The 22,767-nt window shown below is 33.2% G+C and carries 19 protein-coding genes, 2 tRNA genes and 1 rRNA gene; 16 read left to right on the plus strand and 6 right to left on the minus strand.

Annotated elements, in window-relative coordinates:
* Positions 1 to 4: 4 nt before the first annotated feature.
* The 5 genes from rrf (at position 5) to BB050_RS17955 (ending at position 1,357) form a co-directional block, all read left to right on the plus strand.
* Positions 5 to 114, plus strand: a 5S ribosomal RNA gene (gene rrf, locus BB050_RS17935).
* Positions 115 to 184: 70 nt separating this feature from the next.
* Positions 185 to 257, plus strand: a tRNA-Phe gene (locus tag BB050_RS17940).
* Between the two features lie 9 nt (positions 258 to 266).
* Positions 267 to 352 (plus strand) — tRNA-Leu (locus BB050_RS17945).
* A gap of 103 nt (positions 353 to 455) precedes the next feature.
* Complete coding sequence (locus BB050_RS17950) at positions 456 to 908, plus strand: DUF1569 domain-containing protein (protein ID WP_066034554.1); 453 nt, start codon at positions 456 to 458, stop codon at positions 906 to 908.
* 14 nt (positions 909 to 922) lie between these two features.
* Complete coding sequence (locus tag BB050_RS17955) at positions 923 to 1,357, plus strand: nuclear transport factor 2 family protein (protein ID WP_066034555.1); 435 nt, start codon at positions 923 to 925, stop codon at positions 1,355 to 1,357.
* Here BB050_RS17955 and BB050_RS17960 read toward each other — a convergent pair whose 3' ends face one another.
* Both BB050_RS17960 and BB050_RS17965 read right to left on the minus strand, forming a co-directional pair.
* The gene (locus BB050_RS17960) at positions 1,358 to 2,008 is read right to left on the minus strand and encodes an endonuclease III domain-containing protein (RefSeq protein ID WP_066034556.1); all 651 of its coding nucleotides are present in this window, start codon (positions 2,006 to 2,008) and stop codon (positions 1,358 to 1,360) included.
* 45 nt (positions 2,009 to 2,053) lie between these two features.
* Positions 2,054 to 2,920 carry an alpha/beta hydrolase gene (locus BB050_RS17965; protein WP_066034557.1) on the minus strand — a complete coding sequence of 289 codons (867 nt, stop codon included), beginning with the start codon at positions 2,918 to 2,920 and terminating at the stop codon, positions 2,054 to 2,056.
* A 116-nt stretch (positions 2,921 to 3,036) separates the two neighbouring features.
* On the opposite strand from BB050_RS17965, the gene BB050_RS17970 reads away from it, so the two are divergent.
* The 6 genes from BB050_RS17970 to BB050_RS17995 all read left to right on the plus strand — a co-directional run bounded on the left by BB050_RS17970 (position 3,037) and on the right by BB050_RS17995 (position 12,650).
* Complete coding sequence (locus BB050_RS17970) at positions 3,037 to 4,464, plus strand: glycogen synthase (RefSeq protein ID WP_066034558.1); 1,428 nt, start codon at positions 3,037 to 3,039, stop codon at positions 4,462 to 4,464.
* Positions 4,454 to 5,734, plus strand: a complete 1,281-nt coding sequence (locus BB050_RS17975) for a glucose-1-phosphate adenylyltransferase (protein WP_066034559.1) — start codon at positions 4,454 to 4,456, stop codon at positions 5,732 to 5,734. The genes BB050_RS17970 and BB050_RS17975 overlap by 11 nt, the downstream gene beginning before the upstream one ends.
* A 58-nt stretch (positions 5,735 to 5,792) precedes the next feature.
* Positions 5,793 to 7,700 (plus strand): 1,4-alpha-glucan branching protein GlgB, encoded by a 1,908-nt coding sequence (glgB, locus tag BB050_RS17980; RefSeq protein ID WP_066034560.1) that lies wholly within the window; start codon positions 5,793 to 5,795, stop codon positions 7,698 to 7,700.
* 187 nt (positions 7,701 to 7,887) lie between these two features.
* Positions 7,888 to 10,287, plus strand: a complete 2,400-nt coding sequence (locus BB050_RS17985; protein ID WP_066034561.1) for a glycoside hydrolase family 31 protein — start codon at positions 7,888 to 7,890, stop codon at positions 10,285 to 10,287.
* An 84-nt stretch (positions 10,288 to 10,371) separates the two neighbouring features.
* Positions 10,372 to 11,181, plus strand: coding sequence for a M48 family metallopeptidase (locus BB050_RS17990; protein ID WP_008468888.1), 810 nt, complete (start codon positions 10,372 to 10,374; stop codon positions 11,179 to 11,181).
* A 143-nt stretch (positions 11,182 to 11,324) separates the two neighbouring features.
* Entirely contained in the window at positions 11,325 to 12,650 is a 1,326-nt protein-coding gene (locus tag BB050_RS17995) for an MFS transporter (protein ID WP_066034562.1), read from the plus strand.
* Positions 12,651 to 12,738: 88 nt separating this feature from the next.
* On the opposite strand, the gene BB050_RS18000 is transcribed toward BB050_RS17995, so the two are convergent.
* Genes BB050_RS18000 through BB050_RS18015 form a run of 4 tightly spaced genes read right to left on the minus strand, consistent with a single transcriptional unit; the run spans position 12,739 to position 15,628 of the window.
* On the minus strand, positions 12,739 to 13,464 hold the full coding sequence (locus BB050_RS18000; RefSeq protein WP_066034563.1) for a head GIN domain-containing protein: 726 nt from the start codon (positions 13,462 to 13,464) through the stop codon (positions 12,739 to 12,741).
* Between the two features lie 19 nt (positions 13,465 to 13,483).
* Positions 13,484 to 14,542, minus strand: a complete 1,059-nt coding sequence (locus tag BB050_RS18005; protein WP_066034564.1) for a hypothetical protein — start codon at positions 14,540 to 14,542, stop codon at positions 13,484 to 13,486.
* Positions 14,526 to 15,059 carry an anti ECF-type sigma factor gene (locus BB050_RS18010; protein ID WP_008468892.1) on the minus strand — a complete coding sequence of 178 codons (534 nt, stop codon included), beginning with the start codon at positions 15,057 to 15,059 and terminating at the stop codon, positions 14,526 to 14,528. The genes BB050_RS18005 and BB050_RS18010 overlap by 17 nt, the downstream gene beginning before the upstream one ends.
* Positions 15,060 to 15,073: 14 nt before the next feature.
* Positions 15,074 to 15,628, minus strand: coding sequence for an RNA polymerase sigma factor (locus BB050_RS18015; protein WP_035692164.1), 555 nt, complete (start codon positions 15,626 to 15,628; stop codon positions 15,074 to 15,076).
* A gap of 162 nt (positions 15,629 to 15,790) precedes the next feature.
* Between BB050_RS18015 and BB050_RS18020 the strand changes: the two genes are divergently transcribed.
* From BB050_RS18020 to BB050_RS18040, 5 genes are all read left to right on the plus strand, one after another.
* Positions 15,791 to 16,471 carry a TapB family protein gene (locus tag BB050_RS18020; RefSeq protein WP_066034565.1) on the plus strand — a complete coding sequence of 227 codons (681 nt, stop codon included), beginning with the start codon at positions 15,791 to 15,793 and terminating at the stop codon, positions 16,469 to 16,471.
* A gap of 260 nt (positions 16,472 to 16,731) precedes the next feature.
* Positions 16,732 to 19,185: an endopeptidase La gene (gene lon / locus BB050_RS18025; protein ID WP_008468895.1), complete on the plus strand. Its 2,454-nt coding sequence runs from the start codon at positions 16,732 to 16,734 to the stop codon at positions 19,183 to 19,185.
* A gap of 141 nt (positions 19,186 to 19,326) precedes the next feature.
* Positions 19,327 to 20,346, plus strand: coding sequence for a type IX secretion system protein PorQ (gene porQ / locus BB050_RS18030; protein ID WP_066034566.1), 1,020 nt, complete (start codon positions 19,327 to 19,329; stop codon positions 20,344 to 20,346).
* Between the two features lie 186 nt (positions 20,347 to 20,532).
* On the plus strand, positions 20,533 to 21,225 hold the full coding sequence (gene cmk, locus BB050_RS18035; RefSeq protein WP_066034567.1) for a (d)CMP kinase: 693 nt from the start codon (positions 20,533 to 20,535) through the stop codon (positions 21,223 to 21,225).
* A gap of 70 nt (positions 21,226 to 21,295) precedes the next feature.
* Positions 21,296 to 22,672 carry a nucleoside permease gene (locus BB050_RS18040; RefSeq protein ID WP_066034568.1) on the plus strand — a complete coding sequence of 459 codons (1,377 nt, stop codon included), beginning with the start codon at positions 21,296 to 21,298 and terminating at the stop codon, positions 22,670 to 22,672.
* Positions 22,673 to 22,767 lie beyond the last annotated feature (95 nt).

Here is a 22,767-nt window from a genome sequence, read left to right on the forward strand (position 1 = left end):
GCCTTAAGGTGGTTATTGCGGCGGGGCTCACCTCTTCCCATCCCGAACAGAGAAGTTAAGCCCGCCAGCGCAGATGGTACTGCAGTCATGTGGGAGAGTATGTCGTCGCCTTTCTTTTGAAAAACCCTGTTTTACAACGGGGTTTTTTATTCTAATCTTCATTTATAGGAATATAAGTGAAAATGGTACCTTAGCTCAGATGGTAGAGCAATGGACTGAAAATCCATGTGTCCCTGGTTCGATCCCTGGAGGTACCACATATTATTGCTCGGATGGTGAAATTGGTAGACACGCTGGACTTAAAATCCAGTGAACAGCAATGTTCGTGCGGGTTCAAGTCCCGCTCTGAGTACTAAAACTTCAATTAGCTTTGCTAGTTGGAGTTTTTTTTGCATTAAATTGAGTTAACAGGTTAATTTTTATATTTTTACTTTACCAAATTAAATTTGTAAGCTATGCAAAATGTTTTTCTTAAGGATGATTGTGATCAATTTATAAGTAGAGTTAATCTGCTTACGCCTCATACACAGCCACTTTGGGGTAAGATGTCTGTTGATCAAATGTTAGCTCACTGTAATGTTACGTATGAAATGGTTTATGATGATATTCATCCTAGGCCAAATGTTTTTATGAAACTTTTACTAAAACTGTTGGCTAAAAGTAAAGTAGTGAGTGAATCTCCTTATCCAAAAAACCTTAGTACAGCTCCGCAATTTATAATTAAAGGTGATCGTGATTTTGAATTGGAAAAAAGCAGGTTGGTTTCTTATATCCAAAAAACACAAGAATTAGGAGAAAAAGAATTTGAAGGTAAAGAATCTCTTTCTTTTGGAAAATTGTCTTCTAAAGAATGGAACAATATGTTTGCAAAACATTTAGATCATCATTTCTCTCAATTTGGCGTTTAAACTATATTATCGCGATGAAAAGTTACACTATTATCTTTTTTCTTCTTTTAGGGCTATCATGTACTGCTCAGAAACAAGAAGTTCAAAAATGCATTGAATCTTTTTTTGAAGGGTTTCATCAGAGGGATTCATCAAAAATTAAATTAGTTTGTGCTGATAAAATGATATTGCAATCCATCAGCGAAAGCACCACTAAAGGGAATAAACTGTCTAATGAAAGCACAAAAGAATTTTATAAATCTATTGCGGCGATTCCTTTAAACATGAAATTTCATGAAAAAATATTAAGTTACAATATTCAGATTGATGGATCAATGGCTCACGTCTGGGCTCCTTATAAATTTTATTTAAATGAAAAGTTCAGCCATTCTGGAGTAAATACTTTTGCTTTATTTAAAGAAAAAGACGAATGGAAAATTATCTACTTGATTGATACAAGAAGAAGATAATTAGTTTTTGATTACCAGAGTATTATAGTACAAGCAAATATCGGTTAAGACACATTCAGGGCATTTAGGTTTTGGTCTGCAAATTTCTCGGCCATGAAACGAAATTGCCATTCCGATTTCTGACCAAATATTCTTTGGAAGGACTTGCATTAAGTCTTTTTCTACTTTATTTCCGTCTTTGCTTTCCTTTATAATTCCGATTCTGGGAGCAACGCGTATAACATGTAAGTCGGCAATAATGCCTTCCGCAGGTTTATTGGCTTCTCTTAAAATGACATTCGCAGATTTTCTCCCAATTCCTTTTAAAGCAGTAAGATCGGACATATTTAAAGGAATATCGGTATCATTTTTAATGATTTTAGCAATTTCTAAAATCCATTTTGCTTTTGTAGAATGATTACGGACTTTAGTTACATAAGATGTAAAAGTTTCTAGGTCGGTTTGAGATATACTTTTTAATGTTGGATATTTTTCGAATAATTTTGGCGCTATAGTATTTATATTGGCATCAGAATCTTGCGCAGAGAGAATAACCATGACAAGCAATTGATAAATGCTATGATATTCCAGAGGATGTTTCTTTCCTTTATATTTTTTTAAAATGGGCTTTAATTTAATTTCCCAATCTGCATTTTCTCCAAATAAATCCATTTTTGATTCTCTTTAATGTTGAAATTGATATAGTTAATTATAAAGTTAACTGATTTTAATGAATTCAAGAATTTTTTTAATAACATTTTGATTGCCGAGTATTTTTCGATGACCAAGGCCTTCAGTTAAAAATAAAGAACCATTTTCAAGGTTTTCATTGATATGTATTCCAGCTTTCACAGAAACTTCAGGATCATCTTTATCATGTATGACTAGAACAGGAGTCTTTATTTTTTTGGCAGCTTTATATGCTGAAAAATCATCCATTTTAACCTGATACATATTTTCAAAATAATCTCTTAAATGAATGCTGATTTCTTTCTTCAATCCTAATTTAAAGGTAAATTCATCTAAAATATCCTGAACAATATCACCGCTTCCTATAATTATTGCTTTTTCAACTTTAAGCCCATCTTTAATAGAATTAAGAACTGACATACCCCCTAAAGAATGTCCGATTGCAATTTCAAAAGGGCCAAATTGTTTTTCTATTTCTAATATAGAAGCTATAAATTCAGACATTATTGTGGTCTTGCCTTTTGATTTTCCATGTGCTGGTGCGTCAAAACTAACTGTAGAATAGCCATTTGCTAAAAGTTCATCAGCAATCTTAAATAGTTGAGTTCCTCTTCCAGACCAGCCGTGAACCAATAATACTTTGCGCGGACTTTGCCCATAGGTGTACGTAACTACGCTTTTATTGATTTCAGGAATGTAAATTAATTTTTGAATGCTTTTAGCATCCATTTCTAATTCCCGTTTGGGAACTTTATGTTTTATAGGTGTTATAAAGATTTTTGCTGCAAATTTTGTAACTAAATTTGTCGAAATAAATGCGCAAATTTTCGCAGAAATTATAATAATCTTAGGAATTTTTAATGATTTAGTAGGATTAGTTGCCTTTTTTGCCATTTCAATAAAACTTATTTAAACTAAGGGTTTTTGCTTGTTTTTTGCTAAATTTAGAAAACATAAAAGTAGTATTTAAATGATTGCTTCTTATCTATAATCATAAATTAATTTCTTAAATGGAAATATTTCATATTAGTGCAGAATGCTATCCTGTGGCAAAAGTTGGAGGCTTGGGAGATGTAGTTGGTGCATTGCCAAAATATCAGCAGTCTGCTGGACATGAAGTTAGAGTTGTAATTCCTTGTTACGACACAAAGTTTAGGCACGAAAATAATTTTGAATGTGTCCATTGGGGTACAGTTAAATTAGGAGATTTTAATTTTCCGTTCAGCGTTTTAAAGGAAACAACAGATAAATTAGGTTATGAACTGTATTTGATAGAAATTAATGAATTATTCAATCGTTCGAATGTTTATGGTTATGAAGATGATATAGAAAGATTTTTGTCTTTTCAGATTGCTACACTCGATTGGATTATAGCACGAAATAAAATTCCAGATATTATTAATTGTCATGATCATCATACTGGAGTTATTCCGTTTTTGCTGCAATTTGCTTATAAATATGAGAATTTGAAGAATGTAAAAACTGCCATAACAATTCATAATGGTTTGTATCAAGGATGGTTTGGTTTTGATAAGTTATATTATTTGCCAGAATTTGATTTAAAACATGTTGGATTTTTAGAATGGAGTAATTCAATTAACTCTCTAGCTGTAGGAATTAAATGCGCAAATGCTGTGACTACAGTTTCTCCAAGTTATTTAGATGAAATTAATATTTCGGCAAATGGTTTAGAATCATTGTTTAATTCTGTTAGAAACAAATCCAAAGGAATTCTAAACGGAATCGATATTGAAGTTTGGAATCCGATAAAAGATAAAATGATTGCAGAAAATTATTCGATTGAAGATTTTGAAATAGGAAAACAGAAAAATAAAGAAAAACTGTGTGAAGAATTTGATTTAGATCCTTCAAAGCCACTGTTTAGCTTTATTGGAAGATTGTTTGAAGAAAAAGGAGGCGATTTGCTTCCGCATGCTTCCGCTTTGGCTTTGTCAGAACATTTCGAAGAAATTAATATTTTGATTTTGGGGTCAGGAAATGCTTCAATTGAATCCCAGCTGACTCAGTTGCGAAATGATTATAAAGGAAATTATAATGTTTTTATAGGTTATAATGAAGAATTGGCACATTTGATTTATGCAGGTTCAGATTATATTTTAATGCCTTCTAGAGTTGAACCATGCGGGTTAAATCAGATGTATGCGATGCGTTACGGAACAATTCCGATTGTTAGAAGAACTGGAGGATTGAGAGATACGGTTATTGATTTTGGTGATGAAGGAAATGGAGTTTGTCATGATCAAGCTTCTGTGGCTGATATATGCTATTCAATAAATCGTGCTGTTAGGTTGTATGAGGATAAAATAAATTTCAATAAGGTTTTAAAAAGAGGAATGTTAGCAGATCATTCCTGGGAAAGAGTTTGCCAAGAATATATCGAAATATACAACTTAATAATTCAGCAAGATGAAATTTAAAAAGAAAAATGTAGTCGCCATTATTTTAGGAGGTGGACAAGGTTCACGTTTATTTCCATTGACAGAAACAAGATCAAAACCGGCAGTTCCGATTGGAGGAAAATATCGTTTGGTTGATATTCCCATTTCTAATTGTATCAATTCTGATATTTTTAAAATATTCGTTTTAACACAATTCAACTCTGCGTCTTTAAATGCTCACATTAAAAACACTTTTAATTTTAGCATTTTTAGCCAGTCTTTTGTTGATATATTGGCTGCTGAACAAACTCCAGACAATCCAACTTGGTTTCAGGGAACGGCTGATGCTGTTAGACAATGTATGTCGCATTTTTTGAAACACGATTTTGATCACGCTTTAATTCTTTCTGGCGATCAATTATATCAAATGGATTTTAACGAAATGCTCGAAGCTCATATTGCAGCTGATGCTGAAATTTCAATTGCCACTTTACCCGTAAACGCTAAAGATGCTCCTGAATTTGGAATTCTTAAAACCGATCACGAAAACAATATTCATGCGTTTATAGAAAAACCTCATGCTTCTTTATTGCCAGAATGGGAATCTGAAGTGAGCGAGCAAATGCAGGAGAAAGGCAAAAAGTATCTGGCTTCGATGGGGATTTATATTTTCAATAAGTCATTGCTTGTAGAATTAATGGCTGACCAAGAAACAAAAGATTTTGGTAAAGAAATTATTCCGCAGTCGGTTGGTAAACACAAAATCTTAAGTTATCAATATGAAGGATATTGGACTGATATTGGAAATATTGAATCGTTTTTTGAAGCGAATATTGGTCTAACAGCAGATATTCCAGAGTTTAATTTGTTCGATAATGAGAATAAAATCTTTACGAGACCAAGATTACTGCCACCATCTAAATTTAGAAATTCAATTATCAATCAATCTTTAATTTCGGAAGGTTGTATTATTAATGCTAAAGAAATCAAAAGCTCTGTAATTGGAATTCGTTCCAGAATTGGAGAGGGGACCGTTTTGGAGAACTGTTACGTCATGGGAAATGATTTCTATCAAGATCTTGACGAAATGAATCATGAAAGCAGTATTAATAAAATTCACGTTGGAATTGGCGAAAACTGCTTTATTAAAAATGCTTTGATCGACAAAAATGTGCGTATTGGAAACAATGTCCACATTAGCGGAGGAAAACATTTAGACAATTTTACTAATGAATTGTATAGTATAAAAGATGGTATTGTCGTTGTCAAAAAAGGTGTAACGATTTCAGATAACTTTAGAATTGAGTAAAACCTGAATACAATATAAAAATTCCAAATTCCAAATTCAATCGCCATAAAAACCAAACATGACTAAAGTAATAGCACACTCTCTTTTTACCGATTTTGATATAGATTTATTCAAAGCTGGAAAACACTTCAGATTATATGAAAAATTAGGAGCTCATTTAACTGAGGTGAACGGAGTTAAAGGTGTTTACTTTGCAGTTTGGGCCCCAACTGCGCAGTCGGTTTCTGTTGTTGGCGATTTTAATTATTGGATTCAAGGCGAACATAATCTAAATGTGCGTTGGGATTCTTCTGGAATATGGGAAGGATTTATTCCTGATATTTCAAAAGGAACGCTTTATAAATATAAAATCCAATCTAATATAAATGGTGTAATTACCGAAAAAGCAGATCCCTTTGCGCTTTACTGCGAAAAACCGCCTCATACTGCTTCTGTTGTCTGGGATTTGGATTATAAGTGGAAGGATGAAGATTGGATGCAGAAACGTCAGGATTATAATGCATTGGATAAACCCTATTCGGTTTATGAAATGCATTTGGGGTCGTGGAGAAGAGCAGAACATAATCGGTTTTTGACTTATCTCGAACTTGCAGATGATTTAGTAAAATATGTAAAAGAAACAGGCTTTACGCATGTTGAGTTTATGCCAATTATGGAATATCCTTATGACCCTTCTTGGGGCTATCAACTTACAGGATATTTTGCACCGACTTCGCGTTTTGGTAAACCGCAGGATTTTATGGTTTTGGTCGATAGATTGCATCAGGAAGGAATTGGAGTCATTTTAGACTGGGTTCCATCGCACTTTCCTGATGATGCTCATGGTTTAGGCTTTTTTGATGGTTCGCATTTATATGAACATCCAGATCGCAGAAAAGGGTATCATCCAGATTGGAAAAGTTTGGTTTTCAATTATGGAAGAAATGAGGTTCGGGCCTTTCTAATTAGTAACGCTGTTTTTTGGCTTCAAAATTATCACATCGACGGACTTAGAGTTGATGCTGTAGCGTCTATGCTTTATTTGGATTATTCTAGAAAAGATGGAGAATGGGAAGCCAATATTTTTGGAGGAAGAGAAAATCTTGATTCCATTAGCTTTCTTAAAGAATTTAATGAAGTAATCTATTCTAATTTTGATGGAATTCAAACTATTGCAGAAGAAAGCACTTCTTTTCCGATGGTTTCAAGACCCACTTCTATAGGAGGTTTAGGTTTTGGAATGAAATGGATGATGGGCTGGATGCACGATACTTTAAAATATTTTCAAAAAGAAACCATCTACAGAAAATATCATCAGAATGAATTGACTTTTTCGATGACGTATGCTTTTACTGAAAATTTTATACTTCCATTTTCGCATGACGAAGTGGTATACGGTAAAAATTCCCTTATTTATAAAATGCCTGGCGACGAATGGCAACGTTTTGCAAATTTGAGATTGCTATATGGTTATATGTTTACGCACCCTGGCACAAAACTTCTGTTTATGGGAGCTGAATTTGGTCAAACTTCTGAATGGAATTTCGAACAAAGTTTAGACTGGCATTTGCTGCAATATGGTTTTCATTCTGGAATAAAAAAATTGATTACAGATTTGAATCAATTGTATAAATCGCAGCCTGCGTTGTACGAAAAGCAATTTAGTGGCGATGGTTTTGAATGGATTAATTATTCAGATCACCAAAATGCGATTTTATCTTACATCCGAAAAGGGAATAATCCTAATGAGAATTTGATTGTGGTGTGCAATTTTACTGAAGTTGTTCGAGAAAATTATAGAATTGGTATTCCTAAAAAAGGCAAATTGAAAGAGATTTTTAATAGCGATGCCACAATTTACGGTGGAAGCGGTGTTGAAAATTCTAACGCATTAAAAATAGAAACAGTTGCTTATGATGGGAGAGATTTTTCTGTTGCATTAATTTTACCTCCTTTAAGTGTTACTGTATATTCTTTGATTGAATAAAAAATATGGAACTAAGATTTTGTCATTATATCGTTTCAAAATTATCAAATTGCTGTTTTTTTGTTTTGTAATTTGAAACTCATTCAGAAAAAACGTTTTCGTGAATAAACCTTTTATTCATAGGGCATTACGAACTTTTTTTGTATGTTTGAATAGAAGGAAAATGTTAAATTAATTCATTTGAGATATGATTACAAACACATCATTAGAATACAAAGGCGATTTATACCCATCAAAAATTGTCTCTTATGAACATGAAGGAGATTCTATTTTCTTTAATACCGACAACAAAGTAATTTTAAAAGTTACAATTCTTCGCGATAGTTTAATCCGATTTCGTTTTACTACAAAAGGTTATTTCAGTAATGACTTTTCTTATGCTATCGATAAAAGCCAGCTTCACGGCTATAATTTTTTAGAACTTACGGAAGAAGAAACCTATTTCCAGATTAGGACTAGCAAAGTAAAATGTAAAATTCAAAAAGCAGATCTTCGTCTTTCCATTTATGATTTAAACGATTTTCTAATTCTGGAAGATGAACTTGGTTTTCATTGGGAGGAAAGCTATGAATATGGCGGAAACATTGTCAAAATGAGTAAATATTCTAAAGATGGTGAATGTTATTACGGTCTTGGGGATAAAGCGACTCAAATGAATCTTAAAGGCAAAAGAGTAGAAAATTTTGCTACAGATCAATATGCTTACCAAAAAGATCAGGAACCATTATACAAAGTTGTTCCGTTTTACATTGGCTTGCACAACAAACAGTCATACGGAATATTTTTTGATAATACCTTTAGAACTTTCTTCGATTTCTGTCAAGAAAGAAGAAATATTACCAGCTTTTGGGCAGAAGGTGGCGAAATGAACTATTATTTCATTTATGGCCCTCAAATGCAGGACGTTGTAACCACTTACACCGATTTAACGGGTAAACCAGAATTGCCGCCACTTTGGGTGTTAGGCTACCATCAATGTAAGTGGAGTTATTATCCAGAAAGTAAAGTAAAAGAAATCACATCAAAATTTAGGGAACTTCAAATTCCGTGTGATGCCATTTATTTGGACATTGATTATATGGATGGTTTTAGATGTTTTACTTGGAACAAAAACTATTTTCCAGATCCAAAGAAAATGGTCGCTGAATTAGCCGAAGATGGTTTTAAAACTGTTGTAATTATAGATCCCGGAATTAAAATTGACAAAGATTATTGGGTTTATAAAGAAGCTTTAGAAAAGGATTATTTCTGCAAAAGAGCCGACGGTCCTTATATGAAGGGAAAAGTCTGGCCAGGCGAATGTAATTTTCCTGATTATACAAATCCCGCAGTTAGAGAATGGTGGGCAGGTTTATTTAAAGAATTAGTTTCGGAAATAGGCGTAAAGGGAGTTTGGAACGACATGAATGAACCTGCAGTAATGGAAGTTCCAAATAAAACATTTCCGATGGATGTGCGTCATTTTTATGATGGAAATCCGTGCAGTCATAGAAAAGCACATAATATTTATGGAACACAAATGGCAAGAGCAACTTATCATGGAGTTAAACGTTTTGCTTATCCGAAACGTCCATTTGTAATTACAAGATCGGCTTATTCTGGAGCACAGCGATATACTTCTTCTTGGACAGGAGATAATGTAGCTACTTGGGAACATTTATGGATTGCAAATATACAAGTGCAGAGAATGTCCATTTCTGGAATGGGATTCACTGGTTCTGACATTGGAGGATTTGCAGAACAGCCTTCAGGCGAGTTGTATGCCCGTTGGATTCAATTAGGCGTTTTTCATCCGTTTTGTAGAACGCACTCTTCTGGAGATCACGGAAACCAGGAACCGTGGTCATTTGACGAAGAAGTGATTAATATCACTAGAAAATTTGTTAGCCTTCGCTATCAATTGCTTCCTTATTTATACACTATGTTTTGGCAGTATATTGAAGAAGGAGTTCCGATGTTAAAACCGCTAGTTTACTTTGATCAGGACGATACGCAGACGCATTATCGCAATGACGAATTTATCTTTGGAAATCAAATTTTGGTGTGTCCAATACTTGAACCTAACGCTGTAGGTAGACGTATGTATATTCCTAGAGGAGAATGGTATAACTACTGGACAAATGAGCTTTTTATTGGAGGAAGAGAAATCTGGATTGATAGTAAATTTGATGAAATTCCTGTTTTTGTAAAAGCAGGTGCCATTATTCCTAAATATCCAGTTCAGCAATATGTAGGCGAGTTAGAATTTGATGAATTGATACTTGACGTTTATTATAAAAATGGTAAAGAGCAGTCGGCAGTTTATGAAGATGCTCAAGATGGTTATGATTATAAAAAAGGACGTTATAGCTATTTGTCATTTAGAAATATAGGGAAAGAAAAGGAACTTATTATTCAGGTTCACAAAGAAGGGAAATACGAAACACCATACTCGAAATATAAAATCAATTTAATTGGACTTCCATTTAAAGTTACGGAAATTGAAATTGACAATGAAAAAATTGAGTTTGACGAAATTAGTTTCGAGCAGAATAATTTCTTATTGGTTGATAAAGAGTTTAATGAGCTTCACATTATTGGTGAATAGTCAAATTTTGATAATTTTTTGATTTATCGTATAAAACATTTTATCTTTTTTAATCGTATTTTTGCTATAAAAATAGCTCGAATTATGAAAAAATATGTGTTTTTAGGGGTTTTTGGAGCACTTATTATGGGTTGCGCAACAAATCCAATTACGGGAAAACAAAATTTGAATTTTGTTTCGAATAGCGAATTATTTCCATCTTCTTTTCAGCAATACAGCCAGTTTTTAAATGAAAACAAAGTTATTACTGGAACTGCAGATGCAAAACTTGTTGAAACTGTAGGGTTTAAAATAAAGGCAGCTGCGGAGAGATACTTAAATTATTTAGGTCAGACACAATACTTAAAAGATTATCGCTGGGAATATAAATTGGTTGATAATAAAGAAGTAAATGCATGGTGCCTTCCAGGAGGCAAAATTGTGGTTTATTCTGGAATTCTGCCAATTACACAAAACGAATCAGGTTTGGCAACGGTAATGGGGCATGAAGTTTCTCACGCATTAGCAAATCACGGTGCGCAAAGAATGTCTGCGGCACAACTACAGCAAATAGGAGGTGCAGCTTTAGGAGCAGCAACTAGCGGAAAATCTGAAGCGACCCAGCAGATATTTGCACAAGCATACGGAATTGGTTCTGAGGTAGGAGTTATGCTTCCATTTAGCAGAAGCAACGAAAGTGAAGCTGATAAAATTGGTTTGACTTTGATGGCAATTGCAGGCTACAATCCAGATGATGCTGTAGCTTTTTGGAGCAGAATGGCGGCGAAATCAGGTGGTTCAGGAACTCCAGAATTCATGAGCACTCACCCTTCTGATGCTACACGGATTGCAAATATTAAAGCTTTAATTCCCGAAGCAAAAGCAATTGCATTAAAAGTAGGAACTATTAAATAAAATATATTTTTAGGATATTCAGAAAAGCTATTCATTACGAATGGCTTTTTTGTTTATAATTTATTAATGAACGAATTAGATAATTTGTATTTGATTATCATAAAAAATGGATAAATTCGTAGCCTATTTAACAAACCATTTCTATGAAAAACCTACCAAAAGGAGATAAGAAGCTTTTAAATGCTTGGGCATTTTATGATTGGGCAAATTCAGTTTACACACTTACAATCGCTTCGGCAGTGTTTCCAATTTTTTATGAAGCGTTATTCAGCGATCGTGATCATTACATTGATGTTTTCGGTCTTCACCTAAAAAATTCAGCATTAATTAGTTTTATCACAGCGGCAGCCTTTTTGGTTGTATCTTTTATTTCTCCATTATTATCGGGTATTGCAGATTATGTTGGAAATAAAAAATCCTTCATGAAGTTTTTCTGTTATGTGGGAGCTTTGTCATGCATGGGATTGTATTGGTTTGATCTGGATAATATTTATGTCGGATTAGCATTTTATTTCCTTGGATTATTAGGATACTGGGGAAGTTTGGTTTTTTATAATTCATATTTGCCAGATATCGCTTTTGAAGAACAGCAAGATAGAATTAGTGCAAAAGGATATTCTTTAGGTTACATTGGAAGTGTTATTTTGCTAATCATCAATTTAGCCATGATTATGAAGCCAAAGCTTTTTGGAATATCAGGTACTGAAGGAGAAGCTGCAATGAAAGCAATGCGTTATTCTTTTGTAATGGTTGGGGTTTGGTGGATTTTATTTAGCCAATATACATATTATTATTTGCCAAAAGGCAGTAAAGAAACAGGGCAAAAGCTGACAAAATCTGTAATATTTAACGGCTTTAAAGAGCTAAAGAAGGTTTGGAGCTTATTACAAGATAATATTCCGCTAAGACGTTATTTAGGAGGTTTTTTCGTTTCTAGTATGGCCGTTCAGACTGTAATGCTTGTGGCCACTTATTTTGGAGCACAGGAAATTCAGTGGGAAACCAAAGAACAAAGCACAATTGGTTTGATTATTTGTATTTTAATTATCCAATTAGTAGCTGTTTTGGGTGCAGTTTTAACTTCAAGAGCATCTGAAAAATTTGGTAACGTTCCGACTTTAATATTTATAAATGGAATTTGGGCTGTATTTTGTGCATTAGCTTATTTTATCACACTGCCAATACATTTTTATGTAATGGCAACCATTGTTGGATTTGTAATGGGTGGAATTCAAGCTTTATCACGTTCGACATATTCTAAATTATTGCCTGAAACAGAAGATACAGCATCATTCTTTAGTTTTTATGACGTGGCTGAAAAGGTCGGAATTGTAATTGGAATGTGTGTTTACGGAATTATTGATCAGATTACAGGAAGTCCGCGCGCGGCTATTGTGATTTTGGCAATATTCTTTGTAACATCAATTTTCCTTTTAAGAAGAGTACATAAAAAAGACGTTTCAAATTAATTGAAACGTCTTTTGCAACAACCAATATCACGAATTGCAAGAATAGTTTGACTGATGATTTCTTTTGTATTCGTGATATTTATAATAATCAACCTTTTGTAATAGTTCCAGATCCAGAAACTTTTACATCTCTTTTTTCAGGATTTCCAATATATTTTATATTTCCAGAACCAGCAACTCTAGCTGTTATGCTTTCATCACAAGTTACTTTGCTGTTTCCTGAACCAGAAACGTTAGCTTCTACAATTTTAGATTTTAAGCTCGAAGCGTCAATATCACCAGAACCAGAAAGTTTGGTTGTAAGCTTGGTTGCAGTCCCTTTTAAATGAATATTTCCGGAGCCGCTTACATGCAATTCTAAGTTATTAGTATCAACTGGAAGAGTTAAATTTCCTGAACCTGCTAATTTTAGTGCTAGATTATCATTTTTAATGACATCTTTCGACTGAATATCTCCTGAGCCAGCTAAACTCAATTCTGAAATTTTCTCAAATGGAACGGTAACTTGAATTTTATTGCCTGAGCTTGTACGTATTTGAGTTCCTTTTTCAACATAAATTTTTAACGACTTATCTTCAACTTCTACTTTGATTGCAGATAATAAATTTTCTTCTCCTTTTATGGTGATTTTCCCTTCTTTGCCAGACACCAAGTCCACATCAAAGAAACCTGCTATTTTAACTCCATCATAATCTCCTGTGTTTCTAGTTTCAGAAACTACTTTTCCGTTTCCTTGAAGTTTGATTTTGTCTTGCGCATTGACATTGCTAATTGTGCAAAGTATAAATGCTAATAATAAAATTGATTTTTTCATTGTTTTGATTTTTAGATGATTATTTTTTTGTTAGCGAAACATTCCCGTAGTTGGAAGTAATTTTGATTTTGTTCTGGCCTTTTTTCTTGTAGAAGCCTGCAATTCTCTTGCTGTTGCTTTTAATTTCAGTAACAGAAAGTTCTAAAGAATTATCATGTTTGATGTTTGTGTATTTTCCTGATATGTCAAAGTCAAAAGCGTAGTTTGGAACATAGCCAATTGTAACGTCAGTATATCCGGAGTTTATCGTAATATTTCCAGCTTTTTCGGTCACAGTTCCTATGCTGATTTTACTGTAATTGGTATCATAACTAAAATTGCTTGAGATTTCCCCAATAATAAAAGTCAAATAATTTCCAGAACCATTTAAAGAATTGATTTTTTGAAATTTAAGTGTTCCGTAGTTGCAATCTGCTTTAATGTTTTGGCCGTCATTTAAATTGACATCAGTATAGCTTGCATTTAGATTCAGGTTTCCAGAATCATTAATTTTAAGATTTGAGTATCTCGCATCGATATTTCCTGCTTTTATATAGTCTATACTCGAATTTTGGCAGTACTGAATCGATATTTGATTATTAGATCCGCTTAATTTTCCTAAAGTAACTTTCCCGTATTTACAGTCTATATCTGTAGAAGATTCTGCATTCGGAATAGAAATATTACCGTATTTATTTGCTAGTTTAATCGTTCCGTTTTTTGGAATTTTAATAACATAGTTAATTTCAAAACTGTTATTACTTCCTTTGCTTTTAATATTTGAACTTCCAAGCGTAGTTACTGCGGTTACCATACTTTTAAGAGCTGTGATATCCACATCTATGCTGTTTAAGCGCTCGTTTACCCAATTTTCGTTTGGGCCATTTACTTTTATGGTAATATCAAGATCAATTTTATCTTCATCCCAAGTAGTTACAGTAATATTACCATATTTATTGTCTACATCAATTCCTGCATTTGAGTTTACGATATACGTTTTTTTAATTGTTTTTTGTTTGGTGACAAAAGCGTCATCATTTGAAAATCCTAAAAGAGGAATCAAAAGAAATAAGATGAGTAAGTTATAATGTTTTTTCATTAGAGGTGTTTTTTAGTTTTTCGTTGTCTTCAATTCTTTTCAGAACGGTTTGCAAAAAAGAAATACGCGTTTGAAGATTACTAATCATCGCATAAATAATTTGTTTGTTCTCGCCATTTTTTTGTAATTCATTTATGATTTTTTGATAATCAGCGTCAAAAGTTTTCATCTGCTTCATAGCGTCATTAATAATCTGCTGATTTTCTGGCGAATTTTTCTCTTTCAGTTTAACCAGTTCGTTGTCAATCAGAATGTTGAAAATAGAATCGGTGCGTTTAGTCTCTTTAGAAGCAAATTTGAATTCTTTTGGTTTTTCATTTTTATAAAAAATAGATATTCCAAGCATTAATACAATCGAAGCGGCAATAGCAGTCACGAACCAATATCTTTTCTTAGGCTCTTTTTTGTTTAATTTTTGAAGAAAATCCATTTGGTGATCCGGATTTAATTCCTGAATATCCCATTGGTTTTCAAATCTGTTGAATAATTCGTCTAAGTTGTCTTTTTCATTTTTCATAATTCCAATTCATTTTATATCTCTTCCAATTTTTTTCTCAAACTATCTTTTGCTCTGCTCAAGGTTGTTCTGCAATTTGCGTATGTGATGTTTAAAATTTCGCAGATTTCTTCTTGATCATAACCTTCTATATAAAAAAGCGTCAGCACCATTCTGTAATTATCTTTCAGCTGCAGAATTGTATCTAAGACTTGTTTTACTTTCAGAGAGTTTAAGTCAATATTATCAGAAATAATTCCGTCGTTTTCTTCAATTTTATAAAGCTGTTTACTTAAATCTTCTACTTGAAAAGAGTTGTTTTTCTTATAAAAATCGATGCTATAATTGATGATTATTTTTTTTAACCATGCTCCAAAAGCCACTTCTTGTTTATAGTCATTAATTTTTGTAAAAGCTTTTAAGAAACCTTCTTGCATGACGTCTTGTGCAAAATGTTCGTCTTTTACAATACGAAAAGCCACATTATACATCGCCTTACAATAGCGATTGTATATTTCAAACTGCGCTTTTTGGTTATTGTTTTTACAAAGCGCAATTAGTTCTTCGATATTTTGGTTGTTTATATTCAAGTGTGGCTTTTGGTTTTTAATATAGACTTGGCTTTTTTTTGTTTGTTACAGTTTTGATAAAAAAATAAAAAATATTTTTTGATTTTACGTAATGCCGTAAGGTATAATACATTCGTTGCTATAATTTCACATAAAATTTTAATACCAAAAACAAATTCAATTATGAGAAAACTAAACAAATGCTTTGCAATCCTGTTTGTTATGACAGGACTTATGTTCAATTCATGTAGCAGTGATTCTGAAGAAACTGCCGGAGAATCAACAGGAGATTATTGGCCTTCAAAAGTGGGAAATCAATGGGTCTTTGACCAAGATGGATCAGAAAGCACGGTAAAAATTGAAAGTTCATCTAATAAAGACGGCAATACGTATTATAAATTTAATCAGCTATTCGGGGCTACTGAAGAAGTTTCTGGAACCGCTGGTGCTTCACTAAAAAAAGTAAGGGGAGATTACTATGTAAGTATAGATGAAGTTACTTACAATGCAGAGGGAATAACTGGTAAAATGACAGGTTACGAATTTATCATTTTTAAAGATTATTTAGAAGTGAATCAAACTTGGGAAGGTAGCTATTCACAAGAAACAACTTTTAATATACCTAATTTCCCATCTATTAAAATGAATGTAAAATATACAGGAACTATCTTAGAAAAAGGAAGCATAAAAGTGAAAGAGGTAACTTATAATAATGTTGTTAAATTCAAATTTCATTTAGAAGCTTCAACGCAAGGGCAAACTTCTTCATATGATACTTACTATTGGATTGCTAAAGATGTCGGAATTGTAAAATTAGAGTCATCAGGAACTACTTCAGAACTCGTTTCGTACTCTTTGAAATAATAGCAGAAATAATATGTTATAAAACCCGAAAAAAGATTTTCGGGTTTTTTATTTTCTAAACTGTACAATCGATTGTATTTTGAAATTGCGTAATTGGAATTATTTGTACTTTAAGTTTGTTTTGGCATAATGATTGTCTATTTTTATGCCCTATCTTGTAATTGAAAAACGAAACCTGTTTTCAGTAAAAACTTCAATAAGCTATACTCTTTTTACAGATAGTATTAAAAATTTAATGACAAAACGACTTATATTTTATTATGTCAAACCATAAAATACTTACTATTGACAATCTGTCACTTCAAGAATTTGACTCAGAGGCAGAATTAATTCCATTGTTGACGCCAGAAGACGAGGAGGAAATGAATAATGAAGAACTTCCTATTTCGCTTCCAATTTTACCTTTACGAAATACGGTATTGTTTCCTGGGGTTGTTATCCCGATTTCTGCCGGAAGAGATAAGTCTATCAAACTAATTAATGATGCTAACGCAGGCGGAAAAATTATTGGTGTTGTATCTCAAATTAATGAGGAAGATGAAGATCCATCAAAAGATGATATTCATAAAGTAGGAACTGTAGCGCGTATTTTACGTGTACTTAAAATGCCTGACGGGAACGTTACGGTTATTCTTCAAGGGAAAAAACGCTTCGAAATTGACGAAATTGTTTTAGAAGAGCCGTACATGACAGCAACAATCAAAGAAGTTGCAGAAGAACGTCCAGACGAAAATGATACTGAATTTACAGCGATTTTAGACTCTGTAAAAGAATTGGCAATCCAGATTATTAAGGAAAGTCCAAATATTCCTTCTGAAGCTACTTTTGCAATTAAAAATATTGAAAGCCAATCGTTTTTGATAAACTTTGTTTCTTCAAACATGAATTTGTCTGTAAAAGAAAAACAAGGGCTTTTATCAATAAACGGATTAAAAGAACGCGCTTTAGAAACTTTACGTTATATGAATGTTGAGCTTCAAAAGTTAGAATTGAAGAATGATATTCAGTCAAAAGTTCGTTTTGATTTAGACCAGCAGCAAAGAGAATATTTCCTTCACCAGCAAATGAAAACCATTCAAGAAGAATTGGGAGGTGTTTCGCAGGAAGAAGAAATGGACGAAATGGGGCAGAAGGCGAAAACCAAAAAATGGGACGAAAAAACGCAGAAACATTTCGAAAAAGAATTGTCTAAAATGCGCCGTATGAATCCGCAGTCCCCAGATTTCGGAATTCAGCGTAATTATTTAGAGCTGTTTTTAGAATTGCCTTGGGGCGAATATTCTAAAGATAAATTTGATTTAAAACATGCACAGAAAGTTTTAGATAAAGATCATTTTGGTCTTGATGAAGTAAAGAAAAGAATGATTGAGCATTTGGCAGTTTTGAAATTGCGAAATGACATGAAATCGCCAATTATATGTTTAACAGGGCCTCCAGGAGTTGGTAAAACTTCTATCGGGCGTTCTGTGGCAGAAGCTTTGGGAAGAGAATATGTGCGTATTTCTTTAGGCGGTTTACGTGACGAAGCGGAAATTCGCGGTCATAGAAAAACGTATATAGGAGCGATGCCAGGACGTATCATTCAGAGCTTGAAAAAGGCAGGTACATCAAACCCTGTATTTATTTTGGACGAGATTGACAAACTATCAAGCGGCAATAGCGGCGATCCATCTTCAGCTTTATTGGAGGTTTTGGATCCTGAGCAAAACAATGCATTCTATGACAATTTCCTTGAAATGGGATATGATTTGTCTAAAGTCATGTTTATTGCTACTTCAAATAATATGTCTGCTATTCAGCCTGCTTTGCGTGACAGAATGGAAGTAATCAAAATGTCAGGCTACACCATAGAGGAAAAGGTTGAAATTGCTAAGAGACATTTGTTTCCAAAACAATTAGAAGCTCACGGTTTAACTGCAAAAGATTTAACTATTGGCAAAAAACAATTAGAAAAAATCATTGAGGGCTATACTAGAGAATCTGGCGTTCGTAACTTAGAAACTAAAATTGCTCAAGTTATCAGAAATGCGGCAAAATCGGTTGCAATGGAAGAGGAGTACAACAAAAAAGTTACAGATGAAGATATTGTAGCAATTTTGGGAGTGCCAAGATTGGAACGTGATAAATACGAAAATAATGATGTAGCAGGTGTAGTAACAGGTTTAGCTTGGACAAGTGTTGGAGGAGATATTTTGTTTATCGAATCTTTAATTTCTGAGGGGAAAGGTTCATTGAGTATTACAGGAAACCTTGGAACTGTAATGAAAGAATCTGCTACAATTGCATTAGAATACATTAAAGCAAATGCCAAGAAATTAGGTATTAGTACAGAGCTTTTCCAGAAATACAATATTCACTTGCACGTTCCAGAAGGAGCAACTCCAAAAGACGGACCAAGTGCTGGTATTGCAATGCTTACTTCATTAGTTTCTCTTTTAACTCAGAAAAAAGTAAAGAAAAGCTTGGCCATGACAGGTGAAATCACTCTTCGTGGAAAAGTGCTTCCAGTTGGTGGAATTAAAGAGAAAATCTTGGCTGCCAAAAGAGCTGGAATTAAAGAAATCATTCTTTGCCACGAAAACAAAAGCGATATCGATGAAATAAAAGCTGAATACTTAGAGGGATTGACTTTTCATTATGTTAAAGAAATGAGCGAAGTTTTAGCAGTTGCTTTGACTGATCAAAAAGTTAAAAATGCTAAAGAATTAAAGTAAATTTTAAAAACTTTAAATTGTCAAATTCCAAATTCCAATTTTCTTATTGGGATTTGGAATTTTTTTATTTGACTTTATTTTAAGTGTTATATAATTTTATATTTGCAGTTGCGTTATGCCATATAGGTGCGCCAAAAACAAATGCTTAAAAAAGTTGTTTTATTTTTTGTATTCTTAATTTGTTCGCATTCTTTCGGACAAGTTGGAGGCCGTTACACCTATCAATTTTTAAATCTAACCACTTCGCCAAGACAAGCTGCATTAGGAGGAGATGTTATTACGATATATGATGAAGATGTTAATCAAGCCATGTCAAATCCTGCACTTATAAATGCAGACATGGACAATCATTTAGCATTGAATTACGGAAGTTACTACGGCGAAGCTTCATACGGAACAGCATCGTACGCATATACATATGACAGACATGTTCAGACTTTTTATGCTGGCGTTACCTATGTAAACTACGGTACATTTGAAGGTTATGACGAAAATGGCCAGGCTACTTCAAATTTTACAGGAAGTGAAGGTGCTTTATCGCTTGGATATGCATACAATGTCCCTTTTACAGACTTTTATATAGGAGCAAGTGCTAAACTGATAACTTCATCTCTTGAAAGCTATAATTCGATTGGTGGCGCTGTTGATTTGGGGTTTCTCTATGTAAATCAAATGAATGACCTGAATTTTGCTCTTGTGTTTAGAAATATGGGAACACAGTTTACTACTTACTCCGGAATTAAAGAAAATCTTCCATTTGAAATCGTAGCAGGAGTTTCGCAGGAATTAGAACATGTACCAATTCGTTGGCATCTTTCTTTAGAAAATTTGCAGCAATGGAATATCTCTTTTTCGAATCCTAATCGAGGAGAAACCAATATCGACGGATCTACAAGTGCTGAGAAAGTTTCTTTTGTGAATAATGCTTTGAGACACGTAGCTTTTGGTGTGGAACTTTTTCCTAAAAAAGCATTTAATTTTCGTGTAGGATATAATTTTAGAAGAGGAGAAGAGTTGCGAGTTGAAGAACAACGTAATTTTTCGGGTGTCTCATTAGGTTTTGGTTTAAGAATGAATAAGTTGAAATTTAACTATTCATATTCCAGATATACATTGGCGGCTAATACAAGTCTTTTTGGTTTGACCTTAAATTTTCAATAATTGCCCGAACTGTATTATCTAGTCTTTTTTACTGTTGTACAATAAAGTTTTTTATTTTATAATTGGTTTGATAAACAAATAATTTAGATGCTTTATATGAAAATAAAGATGGCTACATTTGCATTAGTTTTGGCTGTTTGTGACTTGAAGCAGTCTATAATAGAATAAAAATTTAAAAATATAAAATTGAAAAAAATTACCATTGCCATCGACGGATTTTCATCTACAGGCAAAAGTACTCTTGCCAAACAATTAGCAAAAGAGCTGGAATATGTCTATGTAGATACAGGAGCGATGTATCGTGCTGTTGCTTATTTTGCCATGCAGCATAATCTGATTGGAGCTGATTTTTTTAAGAAAGAAGCTTTGATTGAAGCATTAGCCGATATTAAACTTGAATTTAGATTTAATGCTGATTTTGGTTTTGCTGAAATGTATTTAAATGGTGAAAATGTAGAAAAGCAGATTAGAACTATTGAAGTTTCTAACTTTGTTAGTAAAGTAGCTGCCGTTTCGGAGGTTCGCGCCAAGTTAGTAGAACAGCAGCAGGAGATGGGGACAAATAAAGCTATTGTTATGGATGGTCGTGATATTGGAACTGTTGTTTTTCCTAATGCTGAACTTAAAATATTTATGACTGCAAGCGCTGAAACTCGTGCTCAGAGACGTTTTGATGAGTTGCAGCAAAAAGGTGACAATGTCTCTTACGAAGAAGTTTTAAAAAATGTTGTAGAAAGAGATTATATGGATACGCATCGCGAAGATTCTCCTTTGGTAATTGCTGATGATGCGATAGAAATTGATAATTCTTACTTAAATAAAGAAGAGCAATTTGCAGCTGTTTTGGAATTAGTGAATGATGTTGTTAAAACGATTTAATTTTTTGTAGATATTATTTTTAATGGTAGTTTTACCGCTTCATTTTTTACTTTAAAGACAATTTCACTATATGGGAATTAAAAACAGGTTAATCTTTATGAGCTTTCTTCAATTTTTTGTTTGGGGAGCCTGGCTTATCACAATTGGAAATTATTGGTTTGGAACCAAAAATTGGGAAGGAACACAATTTGGTTTAGTATTTGGAACCATGGGAATTGCTTCTTTATTCATGCCTACTTTAACCGGAATTATTGCCGACAGATGGGTAAACGCTGAAAAGCTATATGGAATTCTCCATATTTTATACGCAGCTGTTTTATTTGGAATTGCACAAGTTACAACACCAGATACTTTTATTGTAGTAATGCTTTTGGCAATGTGCTGCTATATGCCTACGATTGCTTTGAGCAACTCTATTTCGTACACTTCACTTAAATTAAACAATAAAAACATCGTTAAAGATTTTCCGCCAATACGTGTTTGGGGAACAATTGGTTTTATTGTAGCGATGTGGATTACCAATTTAAGCGGAAGTAAAGCGACTGAATATCAGTTTTATATTGCTGGTGTAGGCGCTTTAATTTTAGGATTGTACGCTTTTACTCTGCCAAAATGTGAACCGCAGCGTTTAATTAAAGAAAATGCAACTTGGATTGAAACTTTTGGTTTAGAATCATTTAAACTTTTTGCTAACTACAAAATGGCATTGTTTTTCGTTTTTTCTATGTTTTTAGGAGGAGCGCTTCAATTAACAAATGCTTATGGAGATGTGTTTTTGGATGAATTCAAACATTTTCCAAAATATGCAGATTCTTTTGTAATTCAATATTCGACTATTATTATGTCAATTTCTCAAGTTTCTGAAACCTTATTTATTTTGGCAATTCCGTTTTTCTTAAGACGTTTCGGAATCAAACAAGTTATGCTGATCAGTATGTTGGCTTGGGTTTTACGTTTCGGATTATTTGCTTTTGGGGATCCTGTAAATGGCTTATGGATGATTATCCTTTCTTGTATCGTTTACGGAATGGCTTTTGATTTCTTTAATATTTCAGGCTCTTTGTTTGTTGAAAGCAATACTGATTCTAAAATCCGTTCTTCTGCGCAAGGATTGTTTATGATGATGACCAATGGAGTAGGAGCGGTTTTAGGAAGTTTGACTTCTGGTTGGGCAATTGATCGTTTCTTTACAAAATCATTTGCTAATACTACAGAGCTAGCAGGATTTTTACAAACAGATGCTTCTAATGAAAAGATGGTAGAATTTGTAAAAAGCCAAGGAAATTCAATTTCTGCAGATGGTATTTTTTCAAATCCAGTTTTAATGAAAGACTGGCATACTATCTGGCTTTCGTTTGCACTTTATGCTTTGGTAATTGCAATTGCTTTTGCTGTTTTATTTAAACACAAACATGATCCAAGAGAAATTGAGAATTTGAGTCATTAATGATTCTTGCTTTAAAATATTTGAATCCTATTTTCGATTTTGAAAATAGGATTTTTTTTAACAAGATTTATATATGTAGGATTTGTTTTATGCAA

Origin of the sequence: Flavobacterium anhuiense, assembly GCF_001705175.1 — a bacterium.
In the GTDB taxonomy this organism is placed as follows: domain Bacteria; phylum Bacteroidota; class Bacteroidia; order Flavobacteriales; family Flavobacteriaceae; genus Flavobacterium; species Flavobacterium anhuiense.